At 68.5% G+C, this 24,750-nt stretch carries 18 protein-coding genes; 12 read left to right on the forward strand and 6 right to left on the reverse strand.

The genetic code is table 11. The features are described 5' to 3' along the window. Window positions 1-296: 296 nt before the first annotated feature. The 7 genes from VEW47_11355 to VEW47_11385 all read left to right on the forward strand — a co-directional run bounded on the left by VEW47_11355 (window position 297) and on the right by VEW47_11385 (window position 6,505). Complete coding sequence (locus tag VEW47_11355; GenBank protein HYS05777.1) at window positions 297-1,169, forward strand: protein-glutamate O-methyltransferase CheR; 873 nt, start codon at window positions 297-299, stop codon at window positions 1,167-1,169. Beyond that, window positions 1,160-2,398, forward strand: coding sequence for a methyl-accepting chemotaxis protein (locus tag VEW47_11360; GenBank protein HYS05778.1), 1,239 nt, complete (start codon window positions 1,160-1,162; stop codon window positions 2,396-2,398). Before VEW47_11355 ends, VEW47_11360 begins: the two co-directional genes overlap by 10 nt. A 19-nt stretch (window positions 2,399-2,417) precedes the next feature. After that, on the forward strand, window positions 2,418-2,918 hold the full coding sequence (locus VEW47_11365; protein ID HYS05779.1) for a chemotaxis protein CheW: 501 nt from the start codon (window positions 2,418-2,420) through the stop codon (window positions 2,916-2,918). Continuing rightward, window positions 2,918-3,313 carry a response regulator gene (locus VEW47_11370; protein ID HYS05780.1) on the forward strand — a complete coding sequence of 132 codons (396 nt, stop codon included), beginning with the start codon at window positions 2,918-2,920 and terminating at the stop codon, window positions 3,311-3,313. The genes VEW47_11365 and VEW47_11370 overlap by 1 nt, the downstream gene beginning before the upstream one ends. Before the next feature lie 8 nt (window positions 3,314-3,321). After that, window positions 3,322-5,316, forward strand: a complete 1,995-nt coding sequence (locus VEW47_11375; protein HYS05781.1) for a chemotaxis protein CheA — start codon at window positions 3,322-3,324, stop codon at window positions 5,314-5,316. An 83-nt stretch (window positions 5,317-5,399) separates the two neighbouring features. Continuing rightward, window positions 5,400-6,026: a chemotaxis protein CheC gene (locus tag VEW47_11380; GenBank protein HYS05782.1), complete on the forward strand. Its 627-nt coding sequence runs from the start codon at window positions 5,400-5,402 to the stop codon at window positions 6,024-6,026. A 5-nt stretch (window positions 6,027-6,031) separates the two neighbouring features. Continuing rightward, window positions 6,032-6,505, forward strand: coding sequence for a chemotaxis protein CheD (locus VEW47_11385; protein ID HYS05783.1), 474 nt, complete (start codon window positions 6,032-6,034; stop codon window positions 6,503-6,505). A 13-nt stretch (window positions 6,506-6,518) separates the two neighbouring features. Here the strand turns inward: VEW47_11385 and trxA are convergent, their stop codons facing one another. Next, window positions 6,519-6,848 (reverse strand): thioredoxin, encoded by a 330-nt coding sequence (gene trxA, locus VEW47_11390; GenBank protein HYS05784.1) that lies wholly within the window; start codon window positions 6,846-6,848, stop codon window positions 6,519-6,521. A gap of 143 nt (window positions 6,849-6,991) precedes the next feature. Between trxA and rsmA the strand changes: the two genes are divergently transcribed. After that, complete coding sequence (gene rsmA / locus VEW47_11395; GenBank protein HYS05785.1) at window positions 6,992-7,849, forward strand: 16S rRNA (adenine(1518)-N(6)/adenine(1519)-N(6))-dimethyltransferase RsmA; 858 nt, start codon at window positions 6,992-6,994, stop codon at window positions 7,847-7,849. Window positions 7,850-7,857: 8 nt separating this feature from the next. Continuing rightward, window positions 7,858-9,549 carry a ribonuclease J gene (locus VEW47_11400; GenBank protein ID HYS05786.1) on the forward strand — a complete coding sequence of 564 codons (1,692 nt, stop codon included), beginning with the start codon at window positions 7,858-7,860 and terminating at the stop codon, window positions 9,547-9,549. Here VEW47_11400 and VEW47_11405 read toward each other — a convergent pair. Further along, window positions 9,536-11,071: a hypothetical protein gene (locus VEW47_11405; protein HYS05787.1), complete on the reverse strand. Its 1,536-nt coding sequence runs from the start codon at window positions 11,069-11,071 to the stop codon at window positions 9,536-9,538. The two genes, VEW47_11400 and VEW47_11405, sit on opposite strands and share 14 nt — an antisense overlap. A gap of 104 nt (window positions 11,072-11,175) precedes the next feature. On the opposite strand from VEW47_11405, the gene VEW47_11410 reads away from it, so the two are divergent. Beyond that, the gene (locus VEW47_11410; GenBank protein ID HYS05788.1) at window positions 11,176-13,611 is read left to right on the forward strand and encodes a DNA translocase FtsK 4TM domain-containing protein; all 2,436 of its coding nucleotides are present in this window, start codon (window positions 11,176-11,178) and stop codon (window positions 13,609-13,611) included. Between the two features lie 25 nt (window positions 13,612-13,636). Here the strand turns inward: VEW47_11410 and VEW47_11415 are convergent, their stop codons facing one another. Continuing rightward, window positions 13,637-14,446, reverse strand: coding sequence for a hypothetical protein (locus tag VEW47_11415; GenBank protein ID HYS05789.1), 810 nt, complete (start codon window positions 14,444-14,446; stop codon window positions 13,637-13,639). A 57-nt stretch (window positions 14,447-14,503) separates the two neighbouring features. Beyond that, a complete protein-coding gene (locus VEW47_11420; protein HYS05790.1) occupies window positions 14,504-15,346 on the reverse strand; it encodes an acyltransferase in 843 nt (280 codons plus the stop codon). A gap of 196 nt (window positions 15,347-15,542) precedes the next feature. On the opposite strand from VEW47_11420, the gene VEW47_11425 reads away from it, so the two are divergent. Then, window positions 15,543-18,305: a MopE-related protein gene (locus VEW47_11425; GenBank protein ID HYS05791.1), complete on the forward strand. Its 2,763-nt coding sequence runs from the start codon at window positions 15,543-15,545 to the stop codon at window positions 18,303-18,305. A 66-nt stretch (window positions 18,306-18,371) separates the two neighbouring features. Then, complete coding sequence (locus tag VEW47_11430) at window positions 18,372-20,762, forward strand: tetratricopeptide repeat protein (GenBank protein HYS05792.1); 2,391 nt, start codon at window positions 18,372-18,374, stop codon at window positions 20,760-20,762. Here the strand turns inward: VEW47_11430 and rnc are convergent. Next, the gene (rnc, locus tag VEW47_11435; GenBank protein HYS05793.1) at window positions 20,759-21,505 is read right to left on the reverse strand and encodes a ribonuclease III; all 747 of its coding nucleotides are present in this window, start codon (window positions 21,503-21,505) and stop codon (window positions 20,759-20,761) included. The genes VEW47_11430 and rnc overlap by 4 nt on opposite strands. Window positions 21,506-21,510: 5 nt before the next feature. After that, the gene (locus tag VEW47_11440; protein HYS05794.1) at window positions 21,511-24,738 is read right to left on the reverse strand and encodes a tetratricopeptide repeat protein; all 3,228 of its coding nucleotides are present in this window, start codon (window positions 24,736-24,738) and stop codon (window positions 21,511-21,513) included. Between the last annotated feature and the right edge of the window lie 12 nt (window positions 24,739-24,750).

Raw genomic sequence — 24,750 nt, forward strand, 5'->3', positions numbered from 1 at the left:
GAAGCGGCTGCTGTCACACCGCCTGTTCTTTCACCGACTGAAGCTCCCCGGCGTCTGGTCCTCCCTCTACCGCCGCCTCTGGACCACACCCCTCCTTCCTTCCAATACCCGCCACAACCTCGCCCGGGCGTTCTAATCGACGTCACAAAGCCCTGGAAACTGACCCCAGGGTGGTTGACCTGTCAACCGGGTCGCAGACGCTTCCAGACATCAAGAACCACACTCTCGGCACCACGTTGTTGACGCTCCTGTAACCGGAACCTATACTTTGCTCCGGTGCGCGCGCGATCGTGAGCATGGAGACGCAGATCGGCCAGCCCTGGCAGGCCATCCACCGTCATCTGATCGAGCAGCACGGGCTCGACCTGTCGCGCTACAAGGAGAGCTACCTCAAGAGGCGGCTCCTGGTGCGCATCCGGGCCCTGAGGCTTCCGGGGATCGAGGCGTACGCGCGCTACCTGCGCCGCCATCCCGAAGAGCTGGGACGGCTGCAGAAGGCGCTGTCGATCAAGGTCACCGGCTTTTTCAGGAACCGAGCCTGCTTCGCGTTCCTCGAGGAGAGGGTCGTGCCCGATCTCCTGCGGCGGTCGAGTGCCCGGCGTCACCGGATCGCGGCCTGGAGCGCCGGCTGCGCCACGGGCGAGGAGCCGTACTCCCTCGCCGCCCTGTTCGCCTCCGCACTCGATCGGCACGATGCTCCGGCGGCAGGTGCCGAGACCGCTCCCACGCAGGTGCGGATCACCGCCACCGACATCGACGAGGGTGCGCTGGAACTGGCCCGCGCCGCCGTATTTCCGGCGCGCTCGCTCCTGGGCGCCTCGCCGGGCGACGCGGCGCGGCACTTCGAGGTGCGCGCCGACGGCAACGCCACCCCGTCCGCGCGCCTGAAGCGCATGGTGAAGTTCGAGCGGCAGAGCCTTCTCGATCCGATCGAGTGCCGTGACCTCGACCTGCTCCTCTGCAGGAACGTCCTCATCTACTTCTCGCTCGAGCACCAGGCCCTCACCCTGTCGCGCTTCGCGCGGGCTCTGTCGGCCGGAGGCTACCTCGTCCTCGGACGGGTGGAGCGTCTGTTCGGCGAGGCGCGCGGACAGTTCGAAGTCACGAGCGCCCGCGACCGCGTCTACCGGCGCCTGCCCGGTGCCGTGGAGGCCCGCGCATGCGCTTGAAGCTCGCGCTCGCCTTCCTGATCACGACGTTCCTGTTCATCATCACCAACTTCGTGTTCACGCCCCCGAGCGACTATTCCCTGTGGGACCTGGTCGGCTACGTCTCGTCGGAAATCCTGATCGGGCTGGTGGCCGCGGTGGTGCTGTCGAAGTACTTCACGCGGCACCTGCGCGAGCTGGCGTCGGTCAGCGCCGTCATCAGCCACGGCGATTTGACCCGCAAGGTCGCGGTGCGCACGACGGACGAGGTGGGCGAGGTGGCCCGCTCGTTCAACACGATGCTGCAGAGTCTGTTCAACATCGTCACCGAGGTGCGCGCCGTCAGCGAGCAGATCTTCGAATCGGCCCAGAGCCTCTCGGCGACGGCCCAGGAGATGAACGCCACCACCGAGGAGATCTCCTCGACGATGCAGAACATCGCCAAGGGTGCCGAAGGGACGGCCGACATGGTGAACAAGACGTCGTCGATCACACGCGACCTGGCGGTGTCCATCGAGGAGATTTCGGAGAAGGCGCGTTTCGCCGCGCACGCCTCGAAGGAGGCCGGCGAGCGGGCCCGGACCGCGGGCGAGCAGATGACGGGCGCCTCGAGCAAGGTGGCGGAAATCGTCTCCCGCATCGAGCGCGCCACGACGACCGTGGAGGGGTTCAAGGACCGCGCCCTGCGCATCAACGAGTCGGTCGACTTCATCACTCACATCGCGCAGCAGACGCACCTCCTGGCCCTGAACGCAACCATCGAGGCCGCGCGCGCCGGCGAGCACGGCCGGGGTTTCTCGGTGGTCGCCGAGGAGATCCGCAAGCTGGCCGACGCATCGCGCAAGTTCGCCGACCAGATCTCCCGCCTCGCCAAGGAGATCAACTCGCAATCGACCGAGGTCATCGCCTCCATGACCGACAGCACGCAGTCGGCGCGCGAGGGGAAGGGCGTGCTGCTGCAGGCACGAACCTCGATCGAGTCGATGGTCCAGACGGTGCTCACGAGCATGGAGCGGATCGAGGCGATCTCGGCCCTCACCGAGACGCAGGCGAAAGGGGCCGACAGCCTGGTGCGCGCTATCGAGGAGATCGCCAAGATCGCCGAGGACAATGCCGCCGGCACCGAGGAGGCCTCGGCGGCCACCGAGGAGCAGACGGCCTCCATGCAGGAGATGTCGGCCTCGGCGCAGGAGCTGGCCAAGACGTCGGATACGCTGAAAGACCTGATCGCCGTGTTCAAGGTCGGGTAGGATCCTCCGGGAGGGCGATGTGCTGGAACCGATCATCACCTTCGAGTCGCTCAGCGAGTGGTTCGGCGTGATGGCCAGCGACGTGCGCGAGGTGGCGAGACTGCGCGGCGTCCGGCCGGTCCCGCGCGCGCCGGACGTGATCGCCGGGCTGGCCGAGGTGCACGGCCGGGTCGTGACCCTCATCGATCTGGAGCGCCTGCTCGCGGCCGGCGAGACACGGCCGCCCTACGGCGCTCCCGCGCCACCCGAGGGGTCGGGGATGGAGGAGTTCGGCGTGGTGCTGGCCCTTCCCTACGAGCATCTGGGCATCCTGGTCCGGGGCGAGGTGGACGTGGCGTCCGGTGTTGCGGAATCCGGACCCGGTCCGGGCGGAGCCGCCTCGTGGCTGCGGGCCCGCCTCGCCGTCGGCGACCGGCTCCTGAACCTTCTTTCCCTGCCGGATCTGGTGTCGCGGGTCGAGGAAACGATTCGCAAGGGCTTCCGGCCGCGTTCGTCCGGGACCCTGGACGAGGAGAACTGATGGCGATCCGAGTGCTGGTCGTGGATGACGCGATGTTCATGCGCTCCATGATCAAGGACATCCTGGTCAACGCCGGCGGGCGCTACGAGATCGTCGGCGAGGCATCGAACGGCCGAGAGGCGATCGCCCGCTTCCGCGAGCTCAACCCCGAGCTCGTGACCATGGACATCGTCATGCCCCAGCTGGACGGCATCGAGGCGACACGCGAGATCCTGAAGGTCGATCCGGCGGCGGTCATCGTCATGTGCAGCGCCATGGGGCAGGAGGCCCTGGTCGTCGAGTCGATCTCGGCCGGCGCCAAGGATTTCATCGTCAAACCGTTCACGTCCGACCGCGTCCTCCAGGTCCTCGCCAAGGTCCTTCCCGGCGCCGGCGGCGGATCCGCCGCTCCATAGGAGCGGCGTTGGAAACCCCCGACTTTCTCGACCTCTTCATCTCCGAAGCGCGCGAGCACATCGAGGGACAGGCCGCGCTTCTGACTCGCGCCCGGTCCACTCCGCTGCAGCGCGATGAGATCAACGACCTGTTCCGGCACGCGCATTCGATCAAGGGGATGGCGGCCGCCATGGGCTTTTCCGCAATGTCCTCCCTGGCGCACGCCATGGAGGATCTCCTGCACCAGTGGCGGGACGGCGCTTCCGCTCCCACACCCGCCTCCATCGATCTCCTGACGCGCGCGAACGATCACCTGTCCGCGCAGGTGGACACGCTGGTCTCGCGCCAGGAGATGCCGTCGGGCGACGAGATCGGACGTCAGATCCGCCTCCTGCACTCCCCTCCCGAAAATCCACCTCGGCCGCCGGCGTCAGCCGCCGCCGATGCGGCGGGCCACGCCCGCGGCCCGGACGCGGCACCCGCGGACGCCTCCGACACGCGCCCGCGTCTCCTGGTCGACATCGCCATCCGGCAGGGCGCACCCCTGCCGGGCGCCAGGGCCATGGTGATCCTCAAGCGGCTGGAGGAGCACGGCCAGGTGCTGGAGGTCTCGCCGGCGCCGCAGATCCTGGCGACCGGCAAGTTCAACGGACGTCTGCGCATCGTGCTGGCTTCGCGGATCGCCGCCGATCGGGTGGCGTCCGTGGCGGGGGGCCTGGCGGACGTCGCCGCCTGCGAGGTGACCCCGGCGGCTCCACCCGAAGACCCGGCAGAGGACTCCGAGAGACGCCTGGCCCCCAGGAGGACCCTTCCCGATCGCCGGGACGAGGAGGCGGGCGAGGCGCCTGTTCGCGCCGAGACGATCAGCTCGATCCGCGTTCCTACGGAGAGGATGGATCGCCTGCTCGACGGGATCGGCGAGCTCATCCTGGATCGCGAGCGTCTGAAGCGGGCGCTGGAGGCCGACCCGGGATCGGTGGCGGCCGAAATCCTTGCCGGACTCGGCCGGACGGTGGACACGCTCAAGGACGACGTGATGACGATCCGGCTGCTGCCGTTCTCCTCGATCGTCCCGCGTCTCGAGCGTGCGGTGCGCGAGCTGGCCTCGAGGCTCGGCAAGGAGGTGGATCTCGTCGTGCGCGGCACCGAGGTGTCGCTCGATCGCTCGACCCTCGAGGAGATGATGGACCCCCTGCAGCACATCCTGCGCAACTGCATCGACCACGGCGTCGAGGGGTCGGAGGAGCGGCGCGGGGCCGGCAAGCCGGTGCGGGGCCGGATCGAGATCGATCTGTCGCGCCGGGACGAGCGTGTCTGCCTGGCGGTGTCGGACGACGGCCGAGGTATGGATCCCGAGGCGCTGCGGCGGGTCGCGGTGGAGCGCCGCTACCTGTCGCGCGAGGTCGCAATGCGCCTGTCGGACGATGAAGCGCTCATGCTGGTCACCATCCCGGGCTTCTCGACCGCCACACGCACGACCGACATCTCGGGGCGTGGGGTCGGGATGGACGTGGTGCGCATGCGCGTGCAGAAGCTGGGCGGGCACCTGATCATCCGCTCGCAGACCGGCAGCGGGACGCGTCTCGAGATGGACCTGCCGTCGACAGTCACGGTGACGCGCGCCTTCCTGTGCCGCGCAGCGGGAGGCGTCTTCGCCGTCCCGGTCTCCGCCGTGCAGGCGACCTTCGAGGTGCGCCGGGACGTCGTGCAGGCCAGCCAGGGAGAGCGTGTGCTGCGGCGCGGGGACGACCTGGTGACCGTGCTCCCCCTGGGCGGCGTGCTGGCCGGAGACCGCGCGGCCCCCTTCCCCGACGCCTTCCCGGCTCTGCAATACCAGGTCGGCAAACGCACCTACGCGCTCGGCGTGGACGAAATCCTCGGTGAAGAGCCGATCGTGGTGAAGCCATTGCGGCACCCTTTGGAGCTCCTGCCCCAGTATTCCGGGGCCGCCATCCTCAACGACGGCCAGATCGCCCTCATCGTCGACCCGATCAACCTCACGCGCACCTCGTGGCAGCCATGACGACGGCGAGGCGGAGGCGCGGGAACAGGACCGTCCGGCCGGCGCCGCACCGAGCCCCCCGTCGCAACGCTCCCCTGGGCGACATGAGGCGCTTCCATGTCCTGAGCGAGGCCGGGGCCCGCAATGCGGCCACCGCGCTGAGCCAGATTCTCGGGCGTCCGCTGCGCCTGGCTGTCCCCTGGGCCAGGGTGCTCCCTCTGGAGAAGGTCAAGGAGATGGCGGGTGGAGCGTCGCGCGTCGTGTGCGCCCTCTCCCTCAAGGTCTACGGCGAGGCGCGGGGAAATCTCCTGGTCGTGTTCAGGCGCGAGCAGGTGCCGATTCTCCTCGGCCTGGTGGTGCCGCGCGCGCACGCGGCACCGTCGGGCGCCGGCGACGGCCACACCCTGAACGACATGGAGCGCTCGGCGCTGATGGAGATCGGCAACATCCTCGCCTGCGCCTACCTCAACGCCCTGAGCCATCTGCTGGGCGTCAGCCTGCTTCCGTCGATCCCGGGCCTGGCGGTGGACATGGTCGGGGCCGTGACCGATCATCTCCTGATCGAGCTCGCCGCCTTCGCCGACAGCGCCGTCGTTCTGGCGAGCCAGGTGCACGAGCCGGCGAGCGGGCTCAAGGGGTCGATCTTCTTTCTCCCCCACCCCTCCGCTCTTGTTGTCCTCAGCCGCGCCCAGGTCCATCGCGCTCCCGCCGCGCGGGTGGGCCGGCGGTGACCCGGATGAAAGCGTTGCGCGCGGGGGAGCTGCGCGTCGCGGAGGCGCCGGCCCGTCTGGCCATCCACGGTCTCGGGTCCTGCGTGGCCGTGTTCGTGTACGACCCGCGGGTCCGCGTGGGCGGGATGGCGCACATCCTGCTGCCCGCGCCGCCGAAAGGGTCGTCCGACCACGCGGGTCGCTACGCGACCACCGCGGTCGCCGCCGTCGTCGCCGAATCGATCCGTCTCGGCGCGAAGCGGGCGGCGCTCCTCGCCAAGGTGACCGGGGGCTCGCGCATGTTCACCTACGACGCGCACAAGGACCGCCCTACCGTGGGAGACAAGAACATCGAAGCCGCCCTCGGCGCCCTGCGGGAGGCCGGCGTCGAGATCATCGCCACGGACGTCGGGGGCGACCACGGACGCACGGTCGTGGCCGACCTGCAGGACGGCAGTCTGACGATCACGACGGTGCGCGGTGGATCGAAGGTGGTTTGAGGGGGGTAAGAGGCTAGACTCCGTGCTTCTGCAGCATCTTGACGAGGACATCGCGCGTCGTCGCCCCGATGTACTGGTCGACGACCTTGCCGTCCTTGAACAGAAGAAGCGTGGGAATGCTCTGGATGCCGTAGCGGCCGGCGAGACCGCTCTCGTCGTCGACGTTCACCTTGCCGACCCGCACCTTGCCGTCCAGCTCGTCCGCGAGCTTCTCCAGGACGGGGGCGACCATGCGACAGGGACCGCACCATTCGGCCCAGAAATCGACCAGGATGGGCGCTCCTGGCTTTTTGACCTCCGCTTCGAAGTTGCCGTTCGTCAGCGTCAGAATATTTTTGCTCATCAGCTCTCCAGGGTCCCGACGCCAGCACGTTGGGCCGCGCTCTTATACCATAGGCGAGGCGCTCGAACCAATAAACCCGCGCCCGATCGGCATATCTCGCCACCCCATCGACCGCGCGACATCCCGGCTGGCAACGACATAAGATGCGCGACACCCCTCATCGGTTCCGTCCCGTCAGGCGCCTGGGGCAGAATTTCCTGATCAACCAGGGGGCGGCCGATACGATTGTCGCCGCGCTCCGCCCCCGGCCGGACGATCTCGTGCTCGAGATCGGCCCGGGTCGCGGCGTCCTGACACACCGCCTCGCGGGCCGCGTCGCGCGGCTCGTGGCAATCGAGATCGATCCCGACCTGGCCGCGCCTCTCTGCGAGGAGATGCGCGTCTCGCCGTCGGTCGAGATCGTCCAGGCGGACGTCCTGGAGCTCGACCTCGCGGCGCTCCTGAGCCGCATCGGGGTGACGGCGGCGCGGCGGGCGCGGGTCATCGCCAATCTTCCCTACTCCATCGCTACGACGATCATCCTGAGGCTCATCGACGAAAGCACGCTCCTGGACGATCTCCTGGTCCTGGTGCAGCGCGAGGTCGCCGAGCGGATCGCCTCGCCCCCCGGAAGGAAGTCGTACGGAGGGCTCTCGGTCCTCTGCCAGGCGCGCGCCAGGGTCGAGACCCTCCTGCGTCTCCGGCCGGGATCCTTCCGGCCGATCCCGAAAGTGGAGTCGGAGCTGGTCCGTCTGACCCTGCATCACTCCGACGTGGAGAGATTCGTGTCCGGAGTCGCGGTCTCTTTCACTCTCGAAACGCTCCTGCGCGCGGCCTTCGCGCAGAGACGCAAGACGCTCCTCAACAACCTGGCGCGGCTGCAGCGGCCGGGGGGCGAATCGATCGGGCCTGCCGCCGCGGCGGAGCTCATCCGTGGTGCCGGGCTCGATCCGCGCGCCCGCCCGGAGGAGATCCCGGTCGGAGGTTTCCTGACGCTCCTCCGAGCCCTGAGCGCCCTATAATCTCCGCCGTGACCAAGACGACACGGACCGACCACGTCAGGCACCCCCGCGCTCCCCTGCAGATTGTGCCGCTCGGGGGTGTCGGCGAGTTCGGCAGCAACTGCACCGTCCTGCGCCACGGCACCGACCTCGTCGTCATCGACGCCGGCCTGCTGTTCCCGGAGGAGCAATCGCTCGGGGTGAACTTCGTCATCCCGGACCTGTCGTACATCGAGGAGCGCGCCGCCGAAGTGCGCGGCATCCTCCTGACACACGCCCACGAGGACCACGTGGGAGCCCTCCCCTGGCTGTTCGACAAAGTGCGCGTGCCGGTGTACGGCAGCGATTTCACGCTCGGCCTCGCGGCGCGCAAGCTGCGCGAGCACAACCTGCCGCACGAGAAGCATCTCAAGCGGGTGAAGGCCGGCGAGGAGATCCGCCTCGGCCCGTTCACGGTGGAGTTCATCCAGGTGACCCACAGCATCCCGGGTTCGTTCGGGCTCGCCGTCAAGACGCCCCAGGGCACCGTCGTCCACACCGGCGATTTCAAGATGGACCAGACGCCCATCGACGGACACGGATTCGACTTCCAGAGCTTCTCGTTCCACGGCGACCAGGGGGTGCTCGCACTGCTCTCGGACAGCACCAACGCCGAGGTCCCCGGGTTCACCGGCTCGGAGCGCCAGGTGGGAGAGGCGCTGGACGGCGTGTTCCATCGCGCCACCGGGCGGATCGTGGTCAGCACGTTCGCCAGCAACGTGCACCGCATCCAGCAGGTCGTCGATCTCGCGGTGGCCCATCGCCGCAAAGTGGCGCTCGTCGGATCGAGCATGGTCTCGACGGCCGAGGTGGCCGCGAGCCTCGGCTACCTCAAGGCTGCCCCCGGCACTCTGATCGACGCCCGGGAGGCGGGCCGGCTCTCCGCCGGCCGCGTCGTCCTGGTCGCCGCCGGCAGCCAGGGGGAGCCGATGTCGGCCCTGTCCCGCATAGCACTCGACGATCACAAGGAGGTTTCGATCGACGCCGGAGACACCGTCGTGCTGTCGGCGCGCGCCATCCCCGGCAACGAGAAATCGATCAACCGCGTCATCAACCACCTGTATCGCCGCGGGGCCGACGTGATCGTGGGGGGCCGTCCGCCGCTGCACGTCTCGGGGCACGCCAGCCGGGAGGAGCTCAAGATCATGCTCACGCTGACGCGCCCGCGCTACTTCATCCCGATCCACGGCGAGCTGCGCCAGATCCACAACCACGCCCGCCTGGCGGAGCAGGTGGGGGTGCCGCGCGAGCGCATCCTGCTGGGCACGAGCGGGGACGTGTTCGAGCTCGACGAGAAGGAGGCCCGGCTGGCCGGCAGGGTCGCCGCCGGGCGGGTGTTCATCGACGGCACTCTCGACGAGGTGGACGAGATCGTGGTGCGCGACCGCAGGCACATCTCCGAGGGGGGCATCGTCCTGGCGGTCGTCGCCATCGACCGGGGGTCGGGCAGGCTGGTCGGCGAGCCGGAGATCGTCAGCCGCGGTTTCGCCGCCGGCCCGGGGGATCAGGAGGTGCTGCGGGAGGCGGCGCGCCTGGTGCGCCGATCGGTCGAGTCCGCCACCCCCGAGGAGCGCGCCGATCGCGGCGTGATGAAGGCGTTGATCCAACGGGACCTGAAGCGGCATTTCCGCAAGACTCTCGACCGGCGCCCCATGATCATCCCCGCGATCATCGAGACCTAGAGGGTTCCCCCGAGTCCGTCTGTCGCCGCTCGTACAGGTGGAGCGTGTACGATTCCGGCGGCGTCCAGTTGAACCGGTGGTTCCGTTCGAGCACGAGGCTGTAGTCCCTGACGAACTCCGGATGGCGCATGATCGCCTCGTCGACCGGGAAGTCGTTGACGAGGACGAAGAACCGCGGCGCCTCGGCCAGGAGCCGCTCGACCGGGTACCGCTTGTGCAGGAAACCGCCCGGGGCGCGCGCGATCTCCCTGTCGGTGAGGCCGGAGATGTCGATGATCCTGAGACCCGTGTCGAAGCCGATCCGACCGATGTCCATCAGCGCCACCGCGTCACCCGGTCGGGCGCGCCCCTTCAGTTCATCGGCGACGGCATCGTGCGCGAAGCGGTACCCCGCCGCATTGACCGCCAGGCCGTCCGGGCCGTCCCGCGCGGCGTGGCCGGCCCACACGTAGCTCGCGACGAGCACCACCCCCAGAACCGCCGCGTAAGGCCGGAGCCCCCGCACCTCGCCGGCCAAGCCGCGAGCCGCCGCCACCATCAGCAGGACGATCACCGGCAGCCCGGGGACCCAGAAGCGGAACAGGACCATCCAATCTCCACCTTCGAGCAGGACCGCCAGGCCGAGTGCCATCACCAGGAGCGTCGCCGAGCGCAATCGCGGCCGCGGCAGGCCGAACGCCACGATCCCCAGAAGGATCCCCACGCCGATAGCGCCGGTGAACGTGTCGTGGTACCCGAACCCGGGGGCGAGCGACGACACGAAACCCAGGGTGTACACCCGTCCGTCATGCACGGTGTCCATCCAGCCGGCCCCGGTCCTGGCGTAGAAGGTGTTCGGGAGCCAGTCGCCGAAGTAGAGACGACGGAATGCGAGAAGGGGAAAGAAGAAGGCCAGGACGACGCCGGACCATGCGAGGAGGTCACGGACCCGTCCACGAGCGCCCGGCCCCGGCCCATCGAGGACGCGACCGAGAAAGAGCGCCGCCACGAGGAGCAGCGCCTCCGGACGCATGAGCGTGGCGGCGCCGATCCACCCGGCCGAACGCCGTCCGGATCCGCGCTCCTGCTCCGCGACCTGGTCCCGCAGCGCCAGCACCAGGAGGAGAGCGTACGGGACAGTCTCCAGGGCGCCGACGCTCCAGTAGGCGAAGCCCGGGTGGGCCGCCAGGAGCACCGCGGCGGCCCCGTCCCAGGGATCGGGGCGGGCGCGCCCCGCGAGGCGCGCCGAGACGAACGGCAGCAGGAGGACGACCGCGCACCCCGCCACCGCGGTCAGGACCGGAGTCACGACCGGCAGCTTCAGCCCGGCCGCCGCGAAGGGTGCCAGGAGAAGGGTCCAAAGAAAGCAGGTCACTCCCTCGACCCTCTCCCCAGGGTTGAATACAAAACCCGCGCCTCGCGCCAGGTTCGTGGCGTAGCGATAGACGATGAATGCGTCGTCGACCTGGTAAACAGCCATCCAGGCGAACCAGGCGCACAGTGCGGCAAATCCAAGAGTTATGGCCCAGCGAACGGGTCTCATGACGGGCGAATCTTACCCCGCCGTCGCCCGGTCCCGCCGCGGTGGTAGAATTCGCACTTATGCGCGCCCGCAAGAGGACCGTTCCCTCCCGCCGCGAAACCCCGGTGGCCAGAGGCTTCTGGGCGGAGGCGATGGCCATAATCCTGATGGCCGTGGCCATCCTGCTGGTGCTGAGCCTCGCCTCCTATCACGCCGACGATCCTGTCCCCTGGCCCCTCGGGCAGTGGACGAACGAGCCGGTGCACAACCTCGTCGGCATCGCCGGGGCGCTGTGCGCCGAGCTGCTCCAGCAGCTCCTCGGCTACGCGGCCTGGGCGGTGCCTCCCCTCCTTCTCCTCCTCGGCTGGGAGGTCTTCTGGCGCCGCAGCGGGAGGGCCTTCAGCCGCATCGCGGGCTGCCTCCTGCTGGTCCCGGCGGCCGCCGCCTGTCTGAGTCTTGTGTTCGACGAGGGAGTGGGGCCGCTGGCGCGACAGGCCGGCGGCTGGTTCGGATATGCCTTCGCCCACGTCCTGTCGCGTCTCCTGAACCGCTGGGGGGCCCTGGTCGCGGCGCTGGCGATCGTCATCACCAGCCTCCTGATCGTGACGCGCGCCTCGATCGTCGAGGCCCTGCGCGCCATCTCGGCGCGCGCCGCAGCGCTCATGCGGAACGCGTGGCTGGCCTGGGTCAGGCACCGCGAGGTCCGCCGGAAGGAGGCGCTGCGCCTCGAGGTGGCGCGTCGCCAGCGCGAGCGGCGCGCGGCGGTCGCGGCCGCCGCGGTGCCGGACGACGAGCCCCATATCGAGCCGCACGCCGCGGCGCCGATCCCGGTCGCCGCGACCGATCTCCTGGTGTCCGTACCGGCCGACGGCAAGGCCGTCGCGGCGGCCGCCGCCCGCCGCAGCGCCGCCCGCGCCGCGGCCGCGGCGAAAGGGAAGGCCGAGGCGCCGGCCGCGGGACAGCCCCAGTTCGACTTCGGCGAGACCCCGCCGCGTTACACGCCCCCTCCCCTGTCGCTCCTCAACCCGCCGACGCACGACGTGCAGGTGGACGAGAAGGAGCTGGTCGAGACGGCGCGCATCCTGACCGAGAAGTGCCGCGAATTCGACGTCACCGGGCAGGTGATCGCCATCCAGCCCGGCCCGGTCGTGACGGTATTCGAGTTCAAGCCGGACCCCGGCGTGAAGTACAGCAAGATCGTCACGCTGTCGGAAGACCTGTGCCTGGCGATCGAGGCGGAGTCGATCCGCATCGACCGCATCGCCGGCAAGTCGACCGTCGGCATGGAGGTGCCGAACAAGAAGCGCGAGACGATCTCCCTGCGCGAGCTCCTGGCGGGCGAGCGCTTCCAGAAATCCGCCGCGCCCCTCACGCTCGCCCTCGGCAAGGAGATCAACGGCGAGCCGTACTACGCCGACCTGGCGCGCATGCCGCACCTCCTGGTGGCCGGCTCGACGGGGTCGGGCAAGAGCGTCTCGGTGAACACCTTCCTGACGTCGATCCTCTACAAGTCGAGTCCCGAGGAAGTGAAGTTCATCATGATCGATCCGAAGCGCCTCGAGCTCGGCCTTTACGAGAATATCCCGCACCTCCTGACACCGCTCGTGACCGACACCAAGAAGGCGGCGAACGCGCTGCGCTGGGCGGTGCTGGAGATGGAGCGGCGCTACAAGCAGCTCGCCGAGGCCGGCGTCCGCGGCATCGACCAGTACAACCTGGTCGTCAGGCGCGACCTCAAGGAGCGCGCGGCCGCGGCCGGAGTCGCGACCGCTCCGGCCGACGGAACGGCGGCCGCCGCCGCGGCGACGGTGGAGGAGTCGGCCCCCCCGGCGAGCGCCCGCGTGCCGACAGTCGCCGGCGAGACGCCGAAGCCGTTGCCGTACGTGGTCATCGTCATCGACGAGCTGGCCGACCTGATGATGACCACCGGCATCGAGGTGGAAGAGGCGATCACGCGTCTGGCGCAGATGGCCCGGGCGGTCGGAATCCATCTCATCCTGTCGACCCAGAGACCCTCGGTCGACATCATCACCGGCGTCATCAAGGCGAACTTCCCCTGTCGCATCGCCATGCGCGTGTCGTCGAAGGTCGATTCACGCACCATCCTCGACAGCAACGGCGCGGAGCAGCTCCTGGGACAGGGGGACATGCTGTTCATCCCGCCCGGGTCGGCCCGTCTCATCCGCCTGCACGGACCCCTGGTCACCGAGGTCGAGGCGACCCGTATCGTGTCGTTCCTCAAGAAGCAGGCGAAGCCGCAGTACGACGAATCGGTGACCCGCGACGAGCCGCAGGGCGCCGCTGCGGGTGGAGCGGCGAGCGATGAGGACGTGGACCCGGCCTACGACCAGGCGGTGCGGCTGGCCGTCCAGATGGGGCAGATCTCAGTCTCCCACATCCAGCGCCGGCTGAAGCTGGGGTACGCGCGGGCCGCGCGACTCGTGGACATGATGGAGCAGAACGGTATCGTCGGTCCCGCCGACGGCAGTAAGCCGCGCGAAGTTCTGGTCGAGCCGGAGTTCCTCGAACGGATGAACCAGATGCGCGAGGAGCGGACCTGAGGCTCCCCGCGCCTGCCGGAAGCGCTCAGCCGGCCGGGTCGAGGCGCAGGAAATCGGAATAGGTGAACAGGTTGTGCCGGCGGATCGATTTGATCAGGATGCGCGCGTGGGTCCTGACCTCGACCCGGAGCGGCAGCCAGACTCCCTCTCCCACCGGTCCCGCCTCCATCCGCACCTCGAGGTCGTAGATCTTCGACAGCGACAGAGCGATGCTGATCGGCCGCACCGTCTCGGCGCGGGCCGCCGCCAGATGGAACCCCTCCACGGTGATCCAGAGGCTCCCCTGCATCGCCTTGGTGAACTTGGCTGCGAGGCCGCTGGTCCTGGGCTGCACGTCGTCGGGGCTGAAATCGAGCCGGTAGCAGTCGACGCCGTTCCGCACCTCCTCCCCCATGAAACGGTACGAGGACAGGTGCAGGAGCTGCCCGAGCGAGTAGCCGCTCTCCGTCTTCCCCTCGTCTCCGGCGAGAAGCGTCCTGTAGTGCTTGTTGAAGCTGGCCGAGCGCCGATGCAGGTCCCGTTCGGAGGGCTCCGCCGCCACACCGTTGTGGAGCACGAGCTCTTCGCGGAAGCCGTCCCCGTCGGGCGTCACGACGAACTCGAGATCGTCCCGGTCGACGACCCGGCCGGTGTCATCGAAGTCCTCGCGCTCCGATCGCCGGCCGAACCGGTAGTGCGACCAGGCCGTCACATCGGCCTTCTGGACCTTTTGCGCTTCGCCCACGATGAACTGCAGGTCGGTCGGCGGCGCGGCCGTCTGGGACGGCCACTCCGGTGGTGCGCGCAACGCCAGGAGCACGACCGCCTGAGCCAGGATCCGCGACGCCGCGCGCATGGGCGGATCCTAACTCAGTTTCTGAAGGGGGTAGATGCCGGTTGCAAGGGGAGTGCGCTACTCATGCACCGGCCGGGGCAGCGCCGAACCTGAAGCGCCGTCGCTCTCCTTCCCCCTGAGACCCTCCCGCTTGACGCGGACGCTCTTGGCCGGGATCCCGACGTTGATGTGATGGTCCGGCACGGGGCGCGTGACGACCCCCATGGTGCCGACCATGGCGTTCTTCCCCACCGTTGTCCCGGAGAGGACGACCGCGTGGTAGGTGATGCGCGCGCCGTCGCCGATCAGCGTCCGGCTGCAGGTGACGCGCTCAATGTCCTCGATGTCGTGGTTGTGCGAATAGATGTTGGCGTAGTCCGAGATCGACACACGGCTGCCGATGACGATCTCGCCGCGATCATCGAGCAGGACCTTGCGGTGGATCGTCGTGTTGTCCCCCACCGAGAGGTTGTAGCCGAACGACACCTCCACGTCGCGGAAGATCCGGACGTTCTCGCCGCAACGCTTGAAGATGTGCTTCGCCAGGAGCCGCCGCACCATGACGCCGAGGTGCACGTTCTGTCCCAGGGGCGAGTGGTCGAACTGGATCCACAGCCACAGGAGCGGCTTGACCCTGTTGTAGCGCGCCGGGTCACATTCGGCGTAGTACTCGGCCTCGAGCGTGACGTTGCGCGGATCGAGCTGGGCGATGAGCAGCCGCTCGCCCGCGGGCCGCGAACCGTCCTCGATCAGGTCCGCGTAGCGCGGCCCTTCTCCGTAGTGGATCTCCGTCAGGACGTCGCGGCACAGGACGTCGCGGTCGACCTTCGGGTTTTCGAGACGGCTGCCGAGGTGCTCGATGAACCGTTCGTACAGTCGTGCGACGTCCTGGTTGGCGAGCGGGACGGGTCGCGAGGCCACCGTTCCTCCGTGCGCTGCGAGCGGCGCGCGCATCGGCGAGGATTGTCCTGTAAAGAAGGCCGTGAGTCAATTCGCCGAAGCAGAAGAGGACGACGGCGTGGGGCTGCATGGGGCTTGAGTGCGGTGGCAAATGGTGTTATAGGTCATGCATACGCAACGTGCCCGCCCGCGGCACCTCGCAACAAGGAGGTACGCCATGCGGTTCCAGATGATACTGGCCCTGGTGTTTCTCGGAGTTGCAGTCGTCGGCGTCGATGCCCACGGCTCCTGCACCGCGACAGTCCCCCTGTACCATGGCCTGGATTCCTATTTCGCATGCTCCGACAGCACACCTGTGTCGGCGCTTGCCTGGCAGGTGTCGAGCGCCACCGGCGTGAACAGCGGAACGGCGGACATCGTCAGCCCCGCTGCCCAGGGGGACGATCGCACGAGGATTTTCGCCGACTGGGGGAGCTACGGATTCCTTGGCTGTCCCATGACCGGCTATGTCGCGCAGCGGATCGCCCTGGTGGTGAGAGACGAGCAGGGCCGAGGGGTCATCGTGTCCGTCGGCGACAGCGATCTGGGACTGGGCTATCTGATTGAGGCCGCCCACCCCTATGACGTCAGTTCCGGCCAAAGCACGCCACTGGCCTGCAGCGACGTCGCCGGCCAGCCGAAGGTGATCTCCCGGACGACGGAGGCCACGGGTCAGGTCACGCTCGCCCTGCATGTCGATCCTCCCGTCGTCTACAGTGATTGTGACCTGGATTCTCTCGGCAGGGTCCTGGGATCCTGCCGGGATGGATGGCAGGCCAACCCCGCTCCGGGTGCCCTCTACACCAGTGTCCAGCCGTGCAGCGGGCGCGTCGATCTTCGCCGCTCTCTATGGACGCCGACCGGTGTCGTTCCCGACGCCAACGGCGACGCGACCCTCACAGTGACTCCGCCGGGTGGCCCGGGGTGCCTGCTGGTGGGCGCGACCGCCACGATCGGCGGCTTCGAGTCGGGTGCCGTGCTTGGGTTCGTCCAGGTACCCGGCGCCGCCTGCGAGGATCGCGATGCAGACGGGTGGACGGACTGCCAGGGAGATTGCGACGACCTGGACGCGTCGAGGCACCCCGGCAAGCCGGAAATCTGCGACGGCATCGACAACGACTGCGACGGCCGCATCGACGACAATCTCATCGGTGTTGCCGAGGTTTGCGACGGTCTCGACAACAACTGCGATGGTGTCGTGGACAACGAGGGCGCATGTTCATTGCCCTGCCAGTCCTTGCAGAAGATCGGCGGCGACGCGCAGGAAACGAGTGGTGCATTGGGCCCCCGCACCCGCTCGACCATCTGGACGGGCACCGGATACGCGGTGGCCTGGTCGGATTCCCGCGACGGTGACGATGAGGAGATTTACCTGGCCCGCCTTTCAGGGTCGGGAGCCAAGATCGGCAGCGACGTCCGCGTCACCCATGCTCCGTTCCAGTCGATCCTCCCCAGGCTGGCATGGACCGGAACGGAATACGGTCTCGTCTGGCAGGATGCGAGAGACTCGACCACCGCTCTGGATGGACATTGGGAGGTGTACTTCGCACGTCTCAGCGCGGATGGGGTCAAGACCAGCGAGGACGTGCGTATCACCAACAGCGTGGACGACCTGCTGCCGGATTCGAGCGAACCTGCCATCGCCTGGACGGGATCAGAATACGGGATCGCATGGGTCGGCGCGTCGGGCGGCCGGCAGATCTATTTCACGCGGCTGGATCCCTCGGGCGGGAGGCTTCTCAGTCCCGTGCGCGTCACCCTGCCTCCGGCGAATGCGCTGCACCCTGCAATTGTCTGGACGGGCTCGGAGTACGGCCTGGTCTGGGTCGATTATCGAAACGGCTCAACCCTGGACATCCACTTCGTCCGGCTGGACGCGAGCGGCGCGAGGATTGGCGCGGAGACCCTCGTCTCCACGGTCCCTGACGATATCGACGCTGCACCCTCGCTCACCTGGACGGGCAGCGAGTACGGCATCGTCTGGCGCGATCAACGCATGGGAAACCCGGAGATCTTCCTGGCCCGTCTGACGGCAACGGGTGTCAAGATCGGCGACGACACCCGCGTCAGCAACGATCCCGGTCGATCCGATCTTCCCTCCGTCGTCTGGACAGGTTCCCAGTACGGGATCTCCTTCGTGGACGACCGAGAGGGAAACAATGAGGTATACCTCTCTCTTGTTGACGGGACGGGTGTGAAGGCAGGCCCGGACCTGCGGGTCACTTCGACACCCGGATACTCGGGAGATGTGGCGCTGACCTGGACCGGGAATGAGTTCGGAGTGGCTTGGCGGGAGCCTGTACTCGGCAACAATGAGGTCTTCTTCACGCGCCTCGCCTGCAACTGCGTGGACAGGGATGGGGACGGGTTCCCGGTCTGCAGTGAATCCGACGACACGAGAGCGTCCGTCCATCCCGGAGCGGTGGAGATTTGCGACGGCCTCGACAACAACGGCAACGGCCTGGTGGACGAAGACACGATCGGCGTGGATACAGATGGAGATGGCATCCATAACGTTTGCGACAATTGCCCGTCGGTTGCAAACACGACGCAGATCGATTTCGATCACGATCATGTCGGTGACGCCTGCGACACCTGTCCGACCATTCCGAATCCGGATCAAGATCCCGCGGTCTGTGAGCAGCGGATCGATCCGATCAGCATCTCCTTCACGAGCCTCCTGGGCCGGGGGGCGGGAACGGTCACCTGGACGACCACTCACGAAGTCGACGTCTCCTCCTTCAACATCGTGGTGTTCGATTCGCACGGGAACAGGAGCCCGCAGAACCTTGTCCCGATCCCGTGCGAGGAGTGCATTACCGGATCGCCGCATACCTACGTCTTCACGGTGCCCAAGCACAAGAGCGGGGCCAATACGTTCGTCGAGCTGGTGCGGAGGAACGGTACGATCGAGCTCTGGGGCCCGGCCTCGAGACAGTAGAATCGGCAAACGGGTCGCCCGCTTCCCCTCTGCTATAATCCGTCGCCGTTTCGTGGCGGGCGGATCGTGACGGAATCCTCGAACAGACGCGCGGTTCCGGAGTGGGTGTGGGTCGCGGCGCTGGGTGTTCTGGCGCTGACGCTCCGGCTCGTCTACGTCTTCCAGGTCAAGGACACGTCGCTGGTCACGCCCGACGAGCTCGACCCCGGCTTCTACTACAACTGGGCGAAGGAGATCGCCTCCGGCGACTGGCTCGGCAAGGGGGCGTTCGTGCAGAGCCCGCTGTACGCCTATCTGCTCGGCTTCCTGATGACCCTGATCGGCAAGTCGGTCGGCCCGATCCTGGTCTTCCAGTCGCTGGTCGGCACGGCCACGGTGCTGCTCACCTACGTCCTGGGGAGGCGGCTGTTCGGACACTGGCACGGTGTCCTCGCCGGTCTCCTGATCGCCCTGTACGGCCCCTTCCTGTTCTTCGAGGGGATGGTCATGAAGACCTTCCTCTCCCCCTTCCTGACGGTCCTCCTCCTCCTCGTCCTCGACGTGGCACGACAGGCGGCGCGCTCGGACGGTGAAGCGCCCGGCAGGCGTGTGCTGTGGCTGTTCGGGGCGGCCGGTGCGGTGTTCGGGCTGACGACGCTCGACCGCGACAATTTCATCCTGCTGGCGCCGATCCTCGCCGTCCTGGCCCTGTGGCTCGGCGGCGGCTTGAGGCGGCGCGGGCTTCTGGCGGCGGGGGCGTTCACCCTCGGGACGGTCCTGATGATCGTCCCGGTGACGGTGCGCAACTGGGCGGTGTCGCACGAGTTCGTGCTGCTGACGACGGGAGGCGGCGAGGTCTTCTTCATCGGCAACAACGCGGACGCCAACGGCCTGTACGTGCCGCCGCCTTTCGTGCGGCCGGACCCGAAGTACGAGCATGCCGACTTCGTGGCGCGGGCCTCGGAGATCAGCGGCAAGCGCGTGACCGCGATGCAGTCCTCGTGGTTCTGGTTCGATCAGGGGATGCAGTTCATCAAGGAAGAGCCGCTCTCCTGGCTGCGGCTCATCGGCAGGAAGTTCGTCCAGTTCTGGAACTTCTACGAGCTGCCCGACAATCTCGACTACCAGATCCTGCAGCGCTTTTCGTCGCTGCTCGCCGCCGTGAACGTGACGTTCCCGCCTCCGGGCTGGGCCACTCTCAGCGTCCCGTCCGGGTCGTCCTGGGCGGCGGTGCGGATCCACCTCGTCTCGACGTTCGGCACGATAGCACCGCTCGGTCTCCTGGGGATCTTCCTGACCAGGCGCCAGTGGCGTCGTCTCGTGCCGCTCTACGTCCTGCTGTTCGGGTACATGGCGACTGTGCTGCTGTTCTTCAACTTCTCGCGCTTCCGCGTGCCGGTGGTCCCGATCCTGGCCGTGTTCGCAGCCGAGAGCCTGCTGGCCATCGGCCGCGTCACGGGGCGGCTCGGCCGGACCGCCCTGGCGCTGGCGCGGCGCTCGGGCGACATCGCGGCACAGGCGCGCGCCCTCGTGCCCGGGTGGCCGCAGGCCGCGGCCTGCGGCCTGCTGGCCCTCCTGGTGGTCGGCATCAACGTCGAGTGGCCCCGCGGCGTCGTGCCGGCCATCGAGCAGGCGCTGATCACCGGGAACGCCCACTACGCCATGCTGGACATCGAAAAAGCCCAGCAGGCCTACCTGCTCGGACTCCTGCTTCTCGGCGAGGGGCCGCAGGGGTTGCAGGGGGACACCGATCTGCAGGCGCGGTTCGGGCCTCAGGTGACGCGCGAGGCGCTCATGAAAGAGCTGGAGGCCGAGTCGATCGCGCGCGGGCCGCAGTTCAAGGGAATCCACATCGGCATCCATCACGGACTCGGCCTGACGCTCCTGGTGCAGGCGAAGGGCCTTCTCGCGAAGGGGGATCGCACGACGGCGCTGCCGCTGGTCGACCAGGCCGTGGCGCAGTTCAACGAGGCGCTGAGGCTCGCCCCGGCCTACCTCCTGTCGATCCGCAAGATGGCCGTGGCCTTCGACCTGAAGGGGGATCAGCCGGCGGCGATCGAGTGGCTGCGCAAGGGAGCGGACCTCTGGCCGGACGATCTTCAGACGCGCGTCGAGCTGGCGGAGGCGCTCTTCCGGACCGGCGAGTACAAGGAGGCGCTGAGACAGCTCGACGAGGCCCGCGCCGCCAACGTCACCATCGAGCCGGACGAGCTGGCCCGGCTCTACTTCAACCGGGGCCTGATCCTCTTCCAGGGGCTCAACGACCCCGGACGGGCGCTGTACAACCTCAAGAAGTCCCTGGAGATCAACCCGACGTATTCGCAGGCGGCTGTGATCCGCAAGACGATCATGACCCTGCAGACACGCGGCATCCAGCCGATCAGCGACGAGCCCGCGCGCGCGGCGCCCAGCCCGCCGTCCTCCGCGCCCCCGGCCGAGGGACAGGCGAAGCCGGATTCGACGACCTCCGGCCGTTAGGATCGATTCGGATCACGCTGCAGGAGACGCAGGGCCATCCGGGCCGACCGCTGCTCCGCCTCTTTCTTGGTGCGCCCCCGGCCGCGCGCGATCTCCCGGCCTTCCGAAGACAGGCTCACGTGGAAGGTCGGGTCGTGCGGCGGTCCTTCGGTCGTGACCACCCGATAGTGTGGTGTCGGCCTCCCCCGCGCCTGCATCCATTCCTGCAGCCCGGTCTTGTAGTCCTTCTTCTCGATGTCCTCGCGGCTCAGACCGTCGATCTGCGCGCCGAACAGGTGGGTGACCAGGCGACGCGCAGCCGCGTCGCCGCCGTCCACGAGGACCGCCGCGATGACCGCCTCGAGAGCGTCCGCCAGGAGCGACTCCTTGGTCCGCCCCTGCCCCTTCTCGGCGGTCTTCCCGAGCCGCAGGAAGAGGCCGAGATCGATCCCCCGGGCGGCGGCCGCAAGGTTGGTGCGGCTGACCAGGAACGCCTTGAACTTCGACAGGCCCCCTTCATCCATCTCCGGGAAGCGCTCGAGCAGGGTGTGGGCCACGAAGTAGCCGAGCGTCGCGTCCCCCAGGAACTCGAGGGCCTCGTTGTCCGGACCGCCGCTCTCTTCGTGGGCGTGCGACGAGTGCGTGAGGGCGCGCACCAGGTGACTCCGGTCGCGGAAGGTGTAGGCCAGACGCTTCTCGATCCCGGCCAGGTCGGGGGCGCGCGCCGTCCCGTCACGGGCGTGCGTCGTGGAGGGACGGCGCACGTCAGTTATCGCGGGGGGGACGTCCCGCCGCCCGTGGGAACGGCCGGCGGCGACTGAGACGCCTCCCCCTGCAGGCGGCGCAGCAGATCCTCCCCCTTCTGGCGCTGCTTGTGCGCGTCGAACCGCTTGCCGATGACGTCGTAGACCTCGGCCAGTTTCAGGTGGGCGTCGACCTCGACGCGTGTCAGCGGCTGGGTGTAGGCCCACTTGAGATAGGTCTCCAGGGAGGCCGCCGCCTCCTTGTCGTTCTTCAGCCTGTGGGACACGACACCGACGAGGTAGTCCACGAGGGGGTAGCCGTCTCTCTTTTCTTTTTCGAGGTTGATCCGGCGCGCCTCCTTGAGCTCGGCAATCGCCTCTTTGTTGTTCCCGAGGTAGAACAGGTTCCGCCCGTGGTTGTAGCGGACGATCGAGACATCGGCGTAGGTCCTGGCCGCCTTGTCCAGGTACGGCTCGGCCTTCCAGTAGTCGCGGCTGTCCATGAAGTACGTGCCCAGGCTGAACAGCGCGTCGAGGTTGCCCGGTTCGACCTCGAGAACGCCGCGCCATTCTCCCAGGGCACCGTCGACGTCCGCCTGCTGCATCAGCGCCTCTCCCATGACCCAGCGCGCCTGCACGGTCTGCCCCAGAGACTGCAGCTCGCGGGCGATCTCCTTGGCTCGCACCGGATCGCCGGCGATCCCGAGGTACGACTTCGCTAGGTTGTACAGGAAGTCGGCCTTCTCCTCCGGGGTCGCACCGTAATTCTTCAGGTGAGGCAGGACGGAGCCCCCGGCCTCTTCAAGCGCAGCGACCAGGGCGCTGTTGCCGTGCACGGTCATGTCGCGGGCCGAGGCGAACTCGACCGCCGCGTGATCGTCGTCGTTGAGCGGACCTTCGGACAGGGCCTTGCGCAGACCGTCCCCGGCGAGGCGGAAGGTGTAGAGGATCTCGTTCGCGCCGATGACCGTGACGCGGTGCAGGTCGTGCGACACGTCGCTCGTGGACGAGATGACGTTGCGGAACCAGCCGGCGTCGAGACTCAGAGGCTCGGCGGAGCCGAGGAGGAGGAGATCCTCGTCGGAGATCCGGAACACCAGGATCGACGGGAAGACACGCGCGAAGGAGCGCATCACCGCCCGCAGCTCGGCCTCCCCCGTCGAGGCCAGCGGCACCCGCAGCGAGACGAGGCCGCCGCTGTTCAGCCTGTCCTTCAGGAGGGCGAGCCCCTCGGTCGTGACGAGCGACGCGCTCTGAGGCAGCCACGGCTCGAGGCCGGCCACCAGGATCACATCGTAGCGGGCCGGGGCGGCGAGGAGGCGGGCGCGCGCCGCGTCCACGACCCGCAGCAGGCGCGGGTCGTCGACCGGGGAGTTGTTGTAGGAGGCGAAATTCTTCGAGGCCTCGAACAGCGCCGGCTCCCGCTCGATGACGGTGAGCGACTTCACCGGGTGCCTCAGTACGGATCCCGCCGTGATGCCGTCCAGGAAATCGATCTGCAGGACCGTCTCGGTCGGTCCGTGCACCAGGACCGGGATGTGTCCCTGCAGGACCTGCGTCCTGATGTCGTTTCCGGTCGTCGCCTCCACCTTCCCGTCCACCGTGAGAGTGAGCACCTCCTCAGGCGGCATCCCCTCGGCCGGCCGCAGCGTGCGCTCGACCATCACCGAGGACTCCTTCCCCTCGTGATAGAACAGGAGGTCGATCCCCTGACGGGCCGCCAGGTAGTCCGCCACCGACCCGAATCGCTCGATCGATCGGGCGCCGTAGCGGTACAGACCGGCATCGATGATGCGCGGGTCCCAGGAGGCCGGGTACCCGCCCAGGACGATCATCAGGCCAAGCAGGAACAGGGCCAGTGTCGGGCGGAGTGTCGGGTTCCTGAACCGCGCGAAGGCCAGGAACAGGATCGCCGCGAGCAGCCCCACGGCGGAGACGAGGGACAGCGAGCGCCTCAGGCCGAACGCCGGGATCGCCAGGAGCCCTATCACCAGATCCGCGAGCACGATGCCGAGGGCGAAAAAGATCACCACGCCGGGTGCCGGGCGCCGCAGGACACGCGCCCCCTGCCCCAGAAGGGGCAGCGCCGCCCCCAGGAAGAGCGCCGCGGGGAGCATCAGGCTCATCGCCGCCAGCGTCGCCGGCAGCTGCGTCAGGCCGGGGCGTGACAGGAACGGCGTGAGCTTCAGGTAGAACAGGGCGACCTGGGGCACCAGGTACATCGAGGCGTAGGCCCCGAGCGACGCCGCCCCCGCGAGGGCGGAGAGGGTCGCGAAGGGGCCTCTCAGGCGGTCGGCCAGAGCGGACGAGAGGAAGACTCCCAGGGCCAGGGCCAGGAGAAAGACCGCCCCGGTCGTGGCGCGCGCCTCCAGCGTGCGACCGACGATGAACGACAGCGTCCGGTCCCACACCAGCAGAAAGGCCCAGCCGGTGAACGCGAACAGCGCCATGGCCGCGCCCAGGGCGCCTGCCCGGACGGTCGTCGTGGCCGGCGGGTGCTCCGCGAGGTGCGGACCCTCCGCCGCGACATCGACCCCGGCCAGGACGGTGCCGATCGCCCCCGGTCCTTCCAGGCCACGCTGCCGCAGCAGGAGGGATCCAGCCGCGGCGATTCCGGCCAGCGCCAGTCCCATCAGGACGCTTCCCCGGACACCGAGCGAGGGCAGGACCAGGGTTCCCGCCACCGCCAGACCCAGGGCGCTTCCCGCGAGCGACAGACCGAAGGCGAAGCCGAGGCTCAGCCCCGCCCCTTCGGGACGGGCGGTGATGAGGCGCGACAGGATCGGAATCGTCGCGCAGTAGAGGGCCGCCGGCAGGGCGAACATCCCGGCCGCCAGGAGGAGCCGCAGCCCGAACTCCCCCACCGTCGAATGCCCCAGGACCGGCCAGAGGACCAGGTACAGCGCGCGCGTGACGCGGAAGATGCCGACCGAGGCCAGCGCCGCCAGCCCGAATCCCGCCTCGGTCAGCGTCAGGAGGGCCATCGGGGCCGCCGCGTGCCGGCTGCGCACGCCGGCGAACGCGGCCCCAAGGGCGCCCGCGATCGCGAGCACCGTTATGGCCGAGCAGGCGGCCCCCGACGTGAAGCCGGCCGTGAGGGAGAACACCCGGAAGGCGCCGACCGCGAGGATGGCCGCGGACGCTGCGTGCGTCAGGTACAGCGCGAAGAGCACGGTCGGAACGACGAGGGCGCCCCGGACAAGGGCGGCCCCGGTTGGGCTGTCCGCGGCCCGGGCGCTTGCGCTCTCGCTCATAGGAGGACGGAT

The organism is Candidatus Dormiibacterota bacterium (assembly GCA_035635555.1).
Taxonomy (GTDB): Bacteria; Acidobacteriota; Polarisedimenticolia; order Gp22-AA2; family Gp22-AA2; genus Gp22-AA3.